This is a genomic window from Shewanella waksmanii, from assembly GCF_043643685.1.
Classification (GTDB): domain Bacteria; phylum Pseudomonadota; class Gammaproteobacteria; order Enterobacterales; family Shewanellaceae; genus Shewanella; species Shewanella waksmanii_A.
On sequence record NZ_JBHZSN010000010.1, the window covers coordinates 43,408 to 56,549 of the forward strand.

The window sequence follows — 13,142 nt, forward strand, 5'->3', positions numbered from 1 at the left end:
TTTGTCTCTGATCCAAATAGCTTTTTTTGCTGTGCTCAGGCACACTTTGTCTTTACCCTGACAAGTATGTCGAATTAACTTTATTTATGGAGCCACGCTGTGAAAAAAGCGATTGTAGCGATTCTCATCAGTTTACTGCTATTACTGGCGGTGATTGTTTATTGGGTACTCAATAACCTCAATGGTATTGTGCAAACTCAGGTTGAAAAGCAAGGTAGTCGTTTGCTACAAACCCCAGTGACTTTAGCCAAGGTCGACTTACAGATGCTCAAGGGTTTTGGCTCCCTTGAAGGGTTTGCAGTGCATAACCCCAAAGGGTTTAGTGATAATGCGGCATTGGCGTTCAAGCAAATTAAGCTTGATATTGAAACCAGTAACTTTAGCACGCAAGAAGTGCTGATCAATGAGGTATTGATTTCTGGTCCGAGCGTGCGCTTTGAAATGGCCGCTGATGGTAGTAATAATCTGCAGCAATTGAAAAATAATCTAGCGGCGCAACTGGGGACGTCTTCAGCGAAAGATAAATCTACAGCAGAGGAAGCGCCCAGTGAACCTGAGCCATCAAGCCCGCCACCGCCATCAGGTAAAGAGCCCTTAATTGCGGTTAAGCAAGTGAAAATTGAAGGTGTCAGTCTAACGGTGGACCTTACCGCTGTGGGTCAACAAAGCTACCAAGTGACATTACCGACATTTATGGCAGACCCTGTAGGGTTCCCTAATGGGCTTCCAGCTGATCAGGTGGGGGCGGCAATCGTTCAATCAATGCTGGATAACATGATTAAACAAGCCAAGAAAGAAGCGGAGAAACAGTTAAAAGAGCGTGCTAAGCAAGAACTCAAGCAGCGCGCAGAGAAAGAGCTTGGTGGTTTGCTGAATAAACTTGGCGGTAATTAACAGCAAACTGGCGTTTAAATTGGATTTTAATCAATCCAATCCACCGCAGTTTATGCTAGATTGGCAAGCAATTAGCCAAATATCTGCCAGCTTCAGAAGGATAGAGTAATGAGTAAAGCAAAAATCGGCATTGTTACCGTTAGTGATCGAGCCAGTGCCGGCGTATATGAAGACATCTCAGGTAAAGCGATTATTGATGTATTGAATGAATACCTTACTTCAGAGTGGGAGCCGGTCTATCAGGTTATTCCCGATGAACAAGATGTGATTGCTGAAACCTTGATTGATATGGCAGATAACCAAAACTGCAGCCTGATTGTGACCACTGGCGGTACTGGCCCTGCAAAGCGCGATGTTACCCCTGAAGCCACTGAAGCCGTGTGTGATCGTATGATGCCTGGTTTTGGCGAGTTGATGCGTGCTGAATCATTGAAGTTTGTGCCAACAGCGATTTTGTCACGTCAAACAGCGGGTTTACGTGGTGATTCACTGATTGTTAACTTACCGGGTAAGCCTAAATCAATCCGCGAATGTTTAGATGCTGTATTCCCAGCGATTCCTTACTGTATTGATTTGATGGATGGCCCATTCTTAGAGTGTGATGAGTCGGTCATTAAACCGTTCAGGCCTAAAGCAAAGTAATTCGCTTTGTTTGATTGACCTCTTAAAAACCAGCTTATGCTGGTTTTTTTATTGTTTTTTATAACTTTTTACCAAAAACGCTGCATTTATATACATAGTCAAATCTGCTCCTGAATTAGCCTAATCTAGGGAAACTGCCTCTTGAATGGGAGGTGAGTGATAAATTAGGAGTATACAGGAATGAGTAAACTGTCTTCATGGAGCATTAAGCGCAAGCTGATCGTGGTGATGGCGGTATTTGCTATCGCAGGTTTGACGATTTTGATCGATGTGGTGGTAAATACCCAGTTTGTAGAAAACAAGTTCAATGAATATGACCAAGCGGGTGTCACTAGCCAGCGGGCGATTTTGATGATCAATCGGGATATGAATTATGTATCACGGCTGACACGTAGCATCATGCTTGGTGATGATTATGATAACAACAGCCGTTTACTAGAACAGCGTATTGCTGATATTGATAACCATTTTGATACCCTTCAACAAGCGATAGGCTTGATGTCTGATCCCATCGCTCAGCAGCAGTTAGCCAGTCTGGCTTCGCAAGCGCGCAATACCACCTTACTATTTTTACACGATGGCCGTGATCGGATGGCAGCGCTTGCCAATAAGCCACGCACCGCCGAAGTGTTAGCGCAGGCATGGCAAGACTATCGTGTTGGCGCCAGTCCTTTTGCCCAGCAAGCGCGCAAACATTTTGCAGCGTTAAGTGACGCAGAACTAGTATCACGGCAACAGATACAGCAAGCTGCAATAGATTCGATGGCGAATATGAGAATACAACTCATTGGTTTCACCGTCGGTGGTGTCGTCATAGGGGGACTGTTGATGTTCTTTGTGGCGCGAACCATTGTCAGTAGCAGCCAGTTGTTGGCGCGATCCATTGCCGATATTGAAGCTAACGCGGATTTAACTCAGCGCACAGTGCTTAATAGCAACGACGAGTTAGGCCAGGTTTCTAGCGCGTTTGACCGTATGTTGGATAAGTTTCAAGCGAGTATTCAAGGTGTCTCAGATACTGCCAAGCAACTATCGGGCTCGGCTAGTGAAGTTGCGCAGGTTACCGCCAATACGGCAAGCTCTGTCCACAGTCAGCGCCAAGAGCTGAATATGGTTGCCACAGCAATGAATGAGATGACCGCCACCGTTGTTGAAGTGGCTAAAAATGCCAATGATGCAGCAAATGCCGCGTTGCAAACCGATGAGCAATCCCAAGCCGGTATGCAGGTGGTTAATAACACAGTAACCACTATCGTTGGTCTTGCAGACGAGATAGAACAAGCGGCTAGAGTCGTGCAAAGCTTAGAACATGATAGTCACCAAATTGGCTCAATTTTAGATGTGATTAAAGGTATTGCTGAGCAGACTAATCTATTGGCACTGAATGCCGCCATTGAGGCTGCAAGGGCGGGTGAGCAAGGACGAGGATTTGCGGTTGTGGCTGATGAAGTTCGCAGCCTAGCGAGTCGCACTCAAGAGTCCACAGAAGAGATCCAGTCGATGATAGAGAAATTGCAAAATGGCACTAAACAGGCGGTGACTGTGATGGCCGATAGTCGCCAGCATGCAGAAGAAAGTGTTAATCATGCTAAGTCAGCCGGTGATGCGTTATCAGCAATATCAACCGCTATTGCCACAATCAAAGATATGAATACCCAAATTGCTACCGCGGCAGAAGAGCAGTCTGCCGTATCAGAAGAAATTAACACTAACATAGTTAATATCAGCCATGCTGCTGACGAAGCTGCTGCCGGTGCCCAGCAGACCTCCAGTGAGAGTGAGCATTTGGCGCAGATGGCTCAGCAACTTGATAACTTAGTCCATGAGTTTCGAATTTAGGGCGTGTTGATCTCATCACTGATGGGGGTAAAGAGATTTACAGCCCCTTTCGTACAATTTGATAGGCACTGAATCCAGTAAATAGCAGTAAGGTCGGAATAGCGATCATATGCGCGAAAATATTGGGTTCGGTGCTAAAGTGCAGCCAAAATAGTAATCCCCAACTTGCCAACAGATAGCTGATGCTTAAACCAATATGAGTGCGTGTGGTGTTCATAACATGTGTCCTTACAAAGTACTTCAAGGTGATAGTGACAGTATAAAAACTAGACATTGACACAATAAGTGTCATTATTGACAAATATGAAGTCAAAAGTGACATTGTGAAGGGAGGCAAAATGAAGAAGGTCTATATCTTAGCGGCAGGTAATGTGGTTGCTGGTGGTATTGTGGGATTTCTTGATGTCTTTAGTTTTTGTAATAGCTTTTTAAAACGGGTTAATCCCGAGGTGAGTGAAGATCTATTCCATTATCATGTGATTACCCCTGATGGCGAACCTGTCACCACGAATCAAGGCTTTCAAATCGACGCCAAGGGGTTGCAAAGCGATAGCGATATTCTAGAGGCTGATGCAGTGATTTTGGCTTCATCGTTTGTGACTAATCGAGAAGAGCTGCAAGCTTATCTGAAAGAGTTTGAGCCTTTCTTCCCTGCTCTAAGCCTTTATTCTCAAGCTGAAAAACCTTTGGCGGCCTATTGTTCAGGTACATTAATGTTAGCAGCGTCGGGTTTGTTGGCACATAAGCGAGCCACAACCGTGTGGTGGCTCAATGAGATGTTTGAGCGTAATTTCAAAGACGTCAATTTATGTATGGACACCTTAGTGGTCTCCGATGGTCACATTCATACTGCGGGTGCTACGACATCAAACTTGAGTTTGGCGTTGCATTTGGTCAGCATCCTAGCGGGTGAGCAGTTGGCACAACAGATGGCTAAAATATTGCTCATCGATCCAAATCGCTGCTCGCAGCAGCCTTTTATGACCATGGCTATGAGCCCTGAGCAACACCAAGATGAACTGATCAAGCAAGTGCAAAGTTGGATGCAGCAACATTTACATCAAAACTGGCTGCTTGATGACATTGCTAGCAAGTTTGCCGTGGGTAAACGCACCTTGATTCGGCGTTTTAAAAAGGCCGTTAATGAGACGCCGGCAAGTTACATGCAAAGACTGCGAGTTGATGAAGCAAAACGTTTGTTGGAAACAACAGAGTTAGCGGTTGAACAAATCGTAGAGCGCGTGGGTTATGAAGATGTCAGCTCATTTAGAAAGCTGTTTATCCAGCTGACGAGCTTAACGCCACGCGCTTATCGACAGAAATTTAATACTCATACTTGTTGTTAAATCAGCTTAAAGTGCATTGATGCGTTGCTTCAGATCGTAGCTTGGCTCGGTAACAATTTTTTCCAAGGTTTCGACACGTTCTTGAAGCTGACGGTTTTGCTGTCGTAGCAGATCTATTTCGCTATTTTTGATATCAGCGTTGCTGACCCGCTTGGTTTTTAAGTAATACTTGAATAGCTCACTGAATGTTGCGCAAGCAATAAATGCCAGCATGACTATCATAACGAGGGTTTGTTTGTCCATGTTGAACTCCTTAGTGGTTGTGTATTAATGAAATAACTTAAGCTTGATTAGGTTTATCAGCGTATTTATCGACGACTTTGCCAGTTACTGCCCATAAGAAAACGCCACCCCAAGCAATAAACGACAGCCCCGCGGGGATGCAGGCGAGTAAAATTAATTTGAAGTGTTTGCGATTGAAGAACAGCGCCAATATCGCGGGTAAAAACCAAATAATCAGTGCTGCTGTACATACCATGGCGATAAATGCATAGTTTTCGCCGGCGAGTAAGGTTTGTAGATATTCCATATTCAATTGTCCTTTTGTGGTTACGCCGGCCTCTTAACCAATCGGGCTAAGAGGCCGAGTTTTGGCTACAAGCCAAATACGATTTTTTCGCTTTTGAGTGATTTTTCCATGCCAAAGGTGAGTGCCAAGGCAATAGCCAAGGTTGACGCAGAAGACAGTAACAGCTGTAACATGGGTAACTCTTTACCTTTGATAAAGGCAATCAGCGCCTGCATTTGTCCAGAAACCGGTAACCACTGCATGGTTTCGGGGGCAATGTTATAGCTTGCCGCCAACGACAACATCATAGGCACAACAAGCACAATGGTTAGGTAAGATTGTGCTTCTTTGAATGACTTGGCCATGAAAGACACAAATAACTGTAAAGCGGCAGCCATCAGAGCGATTGGTAAGCTGACAAGTAGCATTAGGGCGATAAACTCAGGGGTTAAGTTGACGCTGAAACCTAGCTCTTGCCATGGTACAAAACCGTAAGCAATCTTCGAGATGATTAAAGTGAGTAACAAACCTAGCATCGCAAAGGTACTCACGGCGGCCATTTTTGCCCAAACGATTTGACGTGTTGTGACTGGATGACTCAATAATAGGGCAAGCGAGTTGCGCTCACGCTCACCTGCAGAGGTATCGATGGCTAGATTCATGCCTGAAATGAATACGGCGTAGATCATCATGAATGTCGCAATACCCAAGATCATACCGCCTTTGGAATCCGCGGTAGCCTTGTCTTCAACGTTGACTTTTAGTGGCTGAACGACTTTAGGATCAACCCCTCTTGCTATTAGCCTAAGGCTACCCATTTCTGCACTATATTGCTGTAAGGTTGTTTCTAAGCGGCGAATAGAAGCTTGTAGCTTCTCATCAGAATTGTCGGCGCTAAGGGTTAACTCGGCTGGTAAACCTTTTGCCATATTGCTGGCGTAATCTTCGCTGATAGTCAGCACAATATCTTTTTGCGCACTGTCATCGTTGGCGGTAATATCGTTACTGGCTAGGAACTTAACTAGATCTGGTGCTCGCTGACTATGTTCAATGGTGATATTGAGCGCGTCGGGGCTGGTTACTTGGCTAATGAGTAGCATAAACATGCCGCACATCATTAAGGGGGCGCCTATCGCGTAATATAGTCCTGCCATCACTGAACGCTTGTCTCTTGCTGCGTCAGTTAGCTCTTTTTTTAACATGGTTGTTATTTGTGCGATCATGCTGCAATTCCTTCATCGGTACCAATAAGTTGAATAAAGGCATCTTCCAGTGATGCTTTACCGGTTTGTTGGCAGAGTTCATCTGGACTGCCGACGGCGACAACTTTTCCTTCTGCCATCACGATTACCTGGTCGCATAGCGCCGCGACCTCTTGCATCACATGGCTTGAGAACAGTACGCAGTGACCTTGCTGCTTTAGGTCTCGCAGAATATCTCTTAGTACCCGAGTACTCATCACATCCAAACCTCGGGTTGGTTCATCAAGAATGATATTGGTTGGTTCATGAACGATTGCTTGAGCAAGCGCGGTTTTCATGCGTTGCCCTTGGGAGAAGCCTTTGCACTTTCGGTCGGCAATGTCATTCATATGTAGCTTATCTAACACTTTGGCAGCTGCCTGTTTAGCTTGGCTGCTACTTAAGCCGTTAAGTTCGGCGAAATAGCGCACATATTCCCGTGGTGTAAGACGCTCATACAGGCCAAAAGGATCTGGAAATAAGCCTAACTGTTGCTTAGCTTGCTGAGGCGATTTAGCAACATCAATGCCGTCAATTTCAGCGTGACCAGCATCGGGTTTAAGTAATCCAAATACGGTACGTAGGCAGGTTGTTTTACCGGCGCCATTGGGGCCGAGTAAGCCGGTGATTTGACCGTCTTCTGCACTAAAGCTCAAGTCGTTGAGCGCTTGGACATCGCCAATACGCTTAGATAAATTGGCTACTTTAATCATGGCTCGCTCCTTGCGGATCATTTGACTGTTGTACAGATTCAACGGTACTGGCGTTTAAATAGAAGTTGCGGCTGACATCTCGGCTTAAACAGCTGCTGTCGAGTTGATTTACATCTTTGCTGTTGACCAAGTCTGCAACCAAATTATTGGCACAAGACTGGTGCGCGACGCCATGGGTGGCATAAGGGGCAATAAGGTGCTTGGCATTGGACATTTTTTCCATTGCTAATTCGGCCCAACTTGGTGGTGTCGCAGGATCGTTTTCACCGGACAATAATAGTGTTGGAATATCGCTATCAATTGCAGCACTGAAGCTGTTGTCAACGGCGGGTATTTGCCAAATAGCGCACGACTTATCGAAGCCAATCAACATTTGCTCGCCAAAGTAGTTGCTCTGGAGTTGTTGCCGCATATTTTCATCGATGCGCGGCCAATCTTCACCACAGACAACCGAAGAGTGCATCCCCATGGCTAAACCGATGCCATCCATATTTAAGGCATACAGCCCCAGTACTGGTTGAAAGTTATCTTTGGCTGCTTGGTTAATTGCATAGGGTAATAAAGCACGGATATTAGCGCCATACATTGCCATTCTAATCGCGCCCATAAATTTTGAGCGGGTGAGCAGTAATTCGCTGGGCTCGCCAGTTAATGGATCCCTTGTGGTGGTGGTGATGGGGCCTTGGGTGAGCTGGCGATCGACTTTGGCAAAATTATCAGCGAGATGCGGGAAAGACTGCTGACATAATTGATTAGTCTGACACTCGTTGAATAAGATTTGAGTTGCGCGCTCAATGGCATCACCAATGGCGACCACACTTTGCTGCATTGGCACCACGCCATCAAGGGTGACGGTTTCTAACACCTCTGGATAGTGACGCATGTATAACTGGGCCATGCGGCTACCGTAGGAAATGCCGTATAGGTGCAGTTTGTTATAACCCAATGCTTGGCGGACTGCCTCAAAATCTTTCAGGGCTGTTTCACTACCATATTGTGTTATATCAGCGGTTTGCTGATCTAAGCATTGCTGAGTCGTCGCTTCGATGTCTATGGTTTCATCGTTAAGAGCTAGCCCAGCTTCAAAGCCTTCACCTTCACAGTTAAGTGGATTTGAACGACCTGTGCCACGTTGGTCGATAAGTAAAATATCGCGATATTGGCGTACTTTGCTGAAGACTTTATCGAAGTAAGCGGCATTGTCGATGGCTGATTGTCCTGGGCCGCCGGCGATGGCTAAAAAGGCCTCACTACCAAAGTTAGATTTAATGGCAGGCAGTACAGTGTAATGGATGGCAATTTGTTTACCTTGTGGCTCTTGGTAGTTTTCTGGCACTAGAATTGAGCCGCAACTAACCTGTTCAGAAAGGCCTGAGACATAGCACGCATGGGGCGCTTGGCTTACTGGCGCGGCGGGCTCATTGGCTTCAGCATAGGCAGGTTGTGTGAATACTGCAGTAGCGATTATTGCTGGCAATAGTCCCTTAGCCAGATGTTTGCGTATGGCATTACCGCTGTCTTGTAGGTATCTAGCCTTGGGTGTTCCATCAAACATGATACTTATTCCTTTGTTGAAATTTCTTGTATCTGTGGTAATTTAAATAGTGTATCAGTGTATCAATGTATTAATACAGTAAGTAAAGGCTAATGTTAGAACAACTAAATGTCAACCCCAGTAGTGGCGAACCGATATATCGGCAATTAAGCGAGCAAATTATTCGCTTGATTGTTGGTGGCCAACTGCAGACGGATCAGGTTCTGCCTTCTGTCAGGCAGATTGCTGAGCACCTTGCTGTAAATCCCATGACGGTATCCCGAGCAATTCAAATGTTAGTTGAGCAAGGTTGGCTTGAGCGGCGTAGAGGTCAGCCAACGCGTGTTGCCGAACGCACCATGGATGTTAATACCCAAGGTACTGAACTCCTGTCTCCTCAAGTCAAAGCGCTTGTTGAGCAAGCAAAACAACTTGGCGTTTCAATCGAACAGGTACAAGATGCGATAACTAAGCATTGGAGATAACTAAGCATTGGCAATAACAGGCCTTTGTTAATTGGCAAGCCCTGCAATGGAGATGAATGTGGAACCAATTTTAGCTTTTACCAATGTCACCAAACAATTCGGTGATACACGTGCAATTGATGATCTGAGCATTGAGTTGGTACCGGGTATGGTGGTCGGACTCTTAGGTCAAAATGGCGCAGGTAAGTCGACGTTAATGCGCTGTGCATTGGGAATATTGCAGACAGACGCCGGTTCGATACAGATATTGGGTGAGTCGGTAGCTAATATCGCTTCATCAACCAAAGCGCAGATTGGCTATGTACCACAGCAACCATTCGGCTATGAGGGCTTTACTGTCGACAAAGCCTTAGCATTGCATCGATCTTTTTATCCCGACTGGGATAACGCATTAGAACAAGAGTGGTTACAACGGTTTGCTCTTGATACCAAGCAGCATGTACAACGTTTATCTGTGGGTCAGCGTCAGTCACTGGCGTTAATCATGGCGATGGCTTATCGACCTAAATTATTGATATTAGATGAGCCAGTAGCCAGCCTTGACCCGATTGCCCGTCGCCAGTTTATGGCAGACCTTTTTGATTTGGCTTTAGAGTCAGGTTCTGCGGTGTTATTTTCCTCACATATCACCTCTGACTTAGAGCGTGTCGCCAGCCATCTCGCGTTAATTAGGGCGGGAAAATTAGTGCTCTTTAAAGAGATGGATAGCGTGCGTGAGCAGGTTAAGCTTTTAAAAGTTGACACTAGCCACCCTTTACCCGACGGTTTAAATGTACTCAACCGTTGTGGTGACCAAGTACTGGTGGATAACTATCAAGCGGCTTTGCATGACAATGATGCCATGTTGGAGGTTAAATCCGTTAGCTTAGAGCAACTCTTTATGGAGTTACATCGATGAGTAAGGGGTCACCGTTTAAAGGCGTGGTGCGCTTTTGGCTATTTGATGTAGGCAGCGCCAGTTTCTTAGGTGTGAGTCTGATGGCGTTAGTGTTAATGCTGATTGCTCCTGTGCTGGCGCCGGCAAAAATAGAAAATTTCGCCGTTATGTTGTCGATGTTGCAAGTCTCAACTGCAACTGCAATTGCTTGGCAGTTGATGCGGCTTAGCGCAACAGAATGGGCCGATTTGGTGCCTGACTATCGACGTAATATTATCATTCAATCTATAGTATTGGCGCTGATATCGACGCTACTGTGTATTGGATTAGCGTGGTTTTGGCAATTGCCACTGTTTGTCACTGAGTTAATGTTAGCCAGTTTATTAGGGCTAGGTTTTATCTCGCTCACCTTGATTCGACCTGCCAGTTTTCATTTGTCATTTTTACTCTTTGTTTGTCTGGTTTTCCTGTCTGATCTTGCCCTGGTTCTCAATGAAAACAACCATATCTTGTTGATGCTTTTAAGTATTATGTTATTGCTGGTTGCCTGGCAATTGCGTCGACAAGTGTGGCACTCACAGGCAAGAAGTGTGTATCAAAATGGCTTAGAAATGGGCTGGTTTTGGTTACCTAACATGGGCAATGCTAAGTTGTTAGCGAAGCTTGAATCGTACCTACATCCGCTTTCTTTCTTTGTTGGGCCATTACTATCGATCATGCTAATCGGCTTACCTGTATTAACCTTATTAGCAGCTGTGGTTATGACTGCAATGGGGATAAACATGCCGGTGTTATTTCTATTATCACAGTTTATATGTGTACTTTGCGCGATTGTGCACTGGTGTCGAATACAGCGCTGGCGTGGTGTTGAAACTCTGTATTTATTGCCGGGTTTTGACGGCAAACAAGGCATGATTGATCTGTTTATACGCAGTCAAAATCGCTTAATTGGGTTGATTATTATCTCAATGGCGGTGACCGCCGCGTTGGTTGGCCTATTGAATGAGACAATGTCTTTTGCCATGTGGCTGCATGTGGTGCTGACGACATTTATTGGCAGCGGGCTATTACTGGGCCTTGGTTGCATGTCCAGTAGAGTGCTGCATATTTCCCTAGCAATGTTTGCTGTGGTGGTTTATTCAGGTTACTTATCTTATTCCATGTCACAGATGTCTGCTGAACAGGGGAATTTATTTTGGCTCATTATAGATGTTGTTTTACTGTTGCCAGCATGCTTAACACTATGGATTGGAAAGAAAAAACTCTGGTCTGGTGATTTGTTGTAAGCCGAATTCGTTGTGGCTTTTGTTGGTGAGTAACACATTGGCAGTGCGCTGAAAAATAGTGCTAAGCGATGTTCCTCGGCTGTTTGTAATACTTTGCGGCAATGGTTAATTCATTTTTGTGGAGTACAATAAAGTTCTTGTGTTCACAACATGGAAGGAACCATGACAATAGCAATGGCAAATGGACGGCCAACATTCAACTCAAGTACACGAGCATTTCTTGATACGCAACTGAGTCAGCGAATACAATCACAATTAGACACAAAAACGCTCTTTGATAACATTGATGCTATCCTTGGTCTCACTGGTGCGGGTGTTGTTTATATTGATAGCCAATTCAATATGGTTGAATTACGCTCCTTTGAACCAGTATGTCGTATTGACCCCATCAAAATAGTGCTTCGGGAGCCGCCAGAAGCGATGAATCAAGCAGCCTTTGCGTCCCATTTACGGGGCAGTCAGGGCAATATCCGAGAATCAAAACTCGTATCTGAAGTAGCTGGCACCATATTGAGTTGTGGTGCAGCTTTTATTGGCTGGACGGTCGTATTAGGCAGTGGTGCAGCGATTCCCTTAACGGGTGGAACCACTAGTGTGGTGACTTATCTAGCGATAGGTGCCGCTTCTGCAAGTGCTTTGCAGTGTGCAAATGGTGGGGTACGTGCATTCAATGAGTATTCTAAGCCTCAGTTCAATGAAATGCTAGATTCAAATCAGTGGTATCGACAAGCCACAACGGCGCTTGATCTTATCTCTTTAGCTGGAGCGGGTGCCGCATCGGCCTCTATGATAAAGACGATTAAAATGATGCAAGTGGGCACATCTAAGAGCACTATGCAGATCTTAAAAGGCTTATCTCGACCAGAGAAAAGGCGACTAAATAATGAAATAGCCAGATTAAATTTACCTGGTGCTTCTGGCCGGATGATTAAATCGTTGAGCAGAAAGGGGCTTATTAAAAAGTATAGTGGCACCCAGATAACCCATGCATTTCGTTTACAACTTAAAGATGCGGTTGGTGCATCTTTGAGTTTTTCTGGTAGCGCGCTAACCGGTACTGTGAAAGCCTTAGCTATCGGCGTTTACGAAGAGGTGAATGACTAATGAAGCCGAGTAATACTCCAAGAAGCGATGATGATATTGTTGGCCTCCTGCCTCCCTTAAAAGCCATTTTTGCCTTTCTCTCTTCAACAATGTTGATGATTTTTTCGATTACTACACTTAATTATGTAATTCTTGCGTCATATACCGACTTTTCCATCGAGCTTCAACTTGGCTATTTTTTTGGGTCAATATTGGTCTTTTGCGGTTTTAACTTTGCGGTGACCCGAGGTTCTTTTTTTGCTGCAACGGCATTTAACTGCTACATGATTGTGCTATTCAGTGTATTTTTACCATCAGTGCTGCTTATGGATGCCCAATCGAAACTGCTACTAATTTATCTTATTGGTATTGTATTCGGTCTACTTACTTTCTATGCATTAAATAATAAGTACTATCAAGCTTTTGTGCAGTATCAATTTGATGCTGTTGCTGACCAAAAGCAAGCATTGGCAGAGCTTGCTGCCGAACTTGCAGCAGAAGCAGGGGCGGATAAGAAGCGCAATCAATTGTAATGTCTTGAATCGTGATGTAGCTGGCAAGCTGTAAAGCTTAATACTGCAGTATGATTGCCGATTGTCTCTGGTGGGTTTCCGGTTATTTGTCTTATTCCATGTCACAGATGTCTGCTGAACAGGGGAATTTATTTTGGCTCATTATAGATGTTGTTTTACTG

At 45.0% G+C, this 13,142-nt stretch carries 15 protein-coding genes; 9 read left to right on the top strand and 6 right to left on the bottom strand.

Annotation, left to right across the window (positions count from 1 at the left end):
* Positions 1-99: 99 nt before the first annotated feature.
* The 3 genes from ACHUFW_RS15200 (at position 100) to ACHUFW_RS15210 (ending at position 3,375) form a co-directional block, all read left to right on the top strand.
* Entirely contained in the window at positions 100-894 is a 795-nt protein-coding gene (locus ACHUFW_RS15200) for a DUF748 domain-containing protein (protein WP_394204192.1), read from the top strand.
* A 108-nt stretch (positions 895-1,002) separates the two neighbouring features.
* Positions 1,003-1,536, top strand: a complete 534-nt coding sequence (gene mog, locus ACHUFW_RS15205) for a molybdopterin adenylyltransferase (protein WP_394204193.1) — start codon at positions 1,003-1,005, stop codon at positions 1,534-1,536.
* A 180-nt stretch (positions 1,537-1,716) separates the two neighbouring features.
* On the top strand, positions 1,717-3,375 hold the full coding sequence (locus tag ACHUFW_RS15210; RefSeq protein WP_394204194.1) for a methyl-accepting chemotaxis protein: 1,659 nt from the start codon (positions 1,717-1,719) through the stop codon (positions 3,373-3,375).
* Between the two features lie 37 nt (positions 3,376-3,412).
* On the opposite strand, the gene ACHUFW_RS15215 is transcribed toward ACHUFW_RS15210, so the two are convergent.
* Positions 3,413-3,592, bottom strand: a complete 180-nt coding sequence (locus ACHUFW_RS15215; RefSeq protein WP_394204195.1) for a hypothetical protein — start codon at positions 3,590-3,592, stop codon at positions 3,413-3,415.
* Between the two features lie 121 nt (positions 3,593-3,713).
* On the opposite strand from ACHUFW_RS15215, the gene ACHUFW_RS15220 reads away from it, so the two are divergent.
* Positions 3,714-4,721 (top strand): GlxA family transcriptional regulator, encoded by a 1,008-nt coding sequence (locus tag ACHUFW_RS15220; RefSeq protein WP_394204196.1) that lies wholly within the window; start codon positions 3,714-3,716, stop codon positions 4,719-4,721.
* Positions 4,722-4,727: 6 nt separating this feature from the next.
* Here ACHUFW_RS15220 and ACHUFW_RS15225 read toward each other — a convergent pair whose 3' ends face one another.
* The 5 genes from ACHUFW_RS15225 to ACHUFW_RS15245 form a co-directional block, all read right to left on the bottom strand.
* A complete protein-coding gene (locus ACHUFW_RS15225; protein WP_394204197.1) occupies positions 4,728-4,964 on the bottom strand; it encodes a hypothetical protein in 237 nt (78 codons plus the stop codon).
* 37 nt (positions 4,965-5,001) lie between these two features.
* Positions 5,002-5,250: a superinfection immunity protein gene (locus tag ACHUFW_RS15230; protein ID WP_394204198.1), complete on the bottom strand. Its 249-nt coding sequence runs from the start codon at positions 5,248-5,250 to the stop codon at positions 5,002-5,004.
* A gap of 65 nt (positions 5,251-5,315) precedes the next feature.
* Positions 5,316-6,452 (bottom strand): ABC transporter permease, encoded by a 1,137-nt coding sequence (locus ACHUFW_RS15235; protein WP_394204199.1) that lies wholly within the window; start codon positions 6,450-6,452, stop codon positions 5,316-5,318.
* A complete protein-coding gene (locus ACHUFW_RS15240) occupies positions 6,449-7,183 on the bottom strand; it encodes an ABC transporter ATP-binding protein (protein WP_394204200.1) in 735 nt (244 codons plus the stop codon). Before ACHUFW_RS15240 ends, ACHUFW_RS15235 begins: the two co-directional genes overlap by 4 nt.
* The gene (locus ACHUFW_RS15245; protein ID WP_394204201.1) at positions 7,176-8,738 is read right to left on the bottom strand and encodes an alpha/beta hydrolase; all 1,563 of its coding nucleotides are present in this window, start codon (positions 8,736-8,738) and stop codon (positions 7,176-7,178) included. The genes ACHUFW_RS15240 and ACHUFW_RS15245 overlap by 8 nt, the downstream gene beginning before the upstream one ends.
* 92 nt (positions 8,739-8,830) lie before the next feature.
* Here ACHUFW_RS15245 and ACHUFW_RS15250 point away from each other — a divergent pair, with 92 nt between their 5' ends.
* The 5 genes from ACHUFW_RS15250 to ACHUFW_RS15270 all read left to right on the top strand — a co-directional run bounded on the left by ACHUFW_RS15250 (position 8,831) and on the right by ACHUFW_RS15270 (position 12,981).
* Positions 8,831-9,202: a GntR family transcriptional regulator gene (locus tag ACHUFW_RS15250; protein ID WP_394204202.1), complete on the top strand. Its 372-nt coding sequence runs from the start codon at positions 8,831-8,833 to the stop codon at positions 9,200-9,202.
* 46 nt (positions 9,203-9,248) lie between these two features.
* Positions 9,249-10,100: an ABC transporter ATP-binding protein gene (locus ACHUFW_RS15255; protein ID WP_394204203.1), complete on the top strand. Its 852-nt coding sequence runs from the start codon at positions 9,249-9,251 to the stop codon at positions 10,098-10,100.
* Positions 10,097-11,365 (top strand): hypothetical protein, encoded by a 1,269-nt coding sequence (locus ACHUFW_RS15260; RefSeq protein WP_394204204.1) that lies wholly within the window; start codon positions 10,097-10,099, stop codon positions 11,363-11,365. Before ACHUFW_RS15255 ends, ACHUFW_RS15260 begins: the two co-directional genes overlap by 4 nt.
* A gap of 162 nt (positions 11,366-11,527) precedes the next feature.
* A complete protein-coding gene (locus ACHUFW_RS15265) occupies positions 11,528-12,469 on the top strand; it encodes a hypothetical protein (RefSeq protein ID WP_394204205.1) in 942 nt (313 codons plus the stop codon).
* Positions 12,469-12,981: a hypothetical protein gene (locus ACHUFW_RS15270; protein WP_394204206.1), complete on the top strand. Its 513-nt coding sequence runs from the start codon at positions 12,469-12,471 to the stop codon at positions 12,979-12,981. The genes ACHUFW_RS15265 and ACHUFW_RS15270 overlap by 1 nt, the downstream gene beginning before the upstream one ends.
* The last annotated feature ends 161 nt before the right edge of the window (positions 12,982-13,142 follow it).

Coding starts and splice junctions, on each gene's coding strand:
- mog (WP_394204193.1), top strand. CDS start 1,003: ATGAGTAAAGCAAAAATCGGCATTGTTACCGTTAGTGATCGAGCCAGT.
- ACHUFW_RS15210 (WP_394204194.1), top strand. CDS start 1,717: ATGAGTAAACTGTCTTCATGGAGCATTAAGCGCAAGCTGATCGTGGTG.
- ACHUFW_RS15215 (WP_394204195.1), bottom strand. CDS start 3,592: ATGAACACCACACGCACTCATATTGGTTTAAGCATCAGCTATCTGTTG.
- ACHUFW_RS15220 (WP_394204196.1), top strand. CDS start 3,714: ATGAAGAAGGTCTATATCTTAGCGGCAGGTAATGTGGTTGCTGGTGGT.
- ACHUFW_RS15225 (WP_394204197.1), bottom strand. CDS start 4,964: ATGGACAAACAAACCCTCGTTATGATAGTCATGCTGGCATTTATTGCT.
- ACHUFW_RS15230 (WP_394204198.1), bottom strand. CDS start 5,250: ATGGAATATCTACAAACCTTACTCGCCGGCGAAAACTATGCATTTATC.
- ACHUFW_RS15235 (WP_394204199.1), bottom strand. CDS start 6,452: ATGATCGCACAAATAACAACCATGTTAAAAAAAGAGCTAACTGACGCA.
- ACHUFW_RS15240 (WP_394204200.1), bottom strand. CDS start 7,183: ATGATTAAAGTAGCCAATTTATCTAAGCGTATTGGCGATGTCCAAGCG.
- ACHUFW_RS15245 (WP_394204201.1), bottom strand. CDS start 8,738: ATGTTTGATGGAACACCCAAGGCTAGATACCTACAAGACAGCGGTAAT.
- ACHUFW_RS15250 (WP_394204202.1), top strand. CDS start 8,831: ATGTTAGAACAACTAAATGTCAACCCCAGTAGTGGCGAACCGATATAT.
- ACHUFW_RS15255 (WP_394204203.1), top strand. CDS start 9,249: ATGGAGATGAATGTGGAACCAATTTTAGCTTTTACCAATGTCACCAAA.
- ACHUFW_RS15260 (WP_394204204.1), top strand. CDS start 10,097: ATGAGTAAGGGGTCACCGTTTAAAGGCGTGGTGCGCTTTTGGCTATTT.
- ACHUFW_RS15265 (WP_394204205.1), top strand. CDS start 11,528: ATGACAATAGCAATGGCAAATGGACGGCCAACATTCAACTCAAGTACA.
- ACHUFW_RS15270 (WP_394204206.1), top strand. CDS start 12,469: ATGAAGCCGAGTAATACTCCAAGAAGCGATGATGATATTGTTGGCCTC.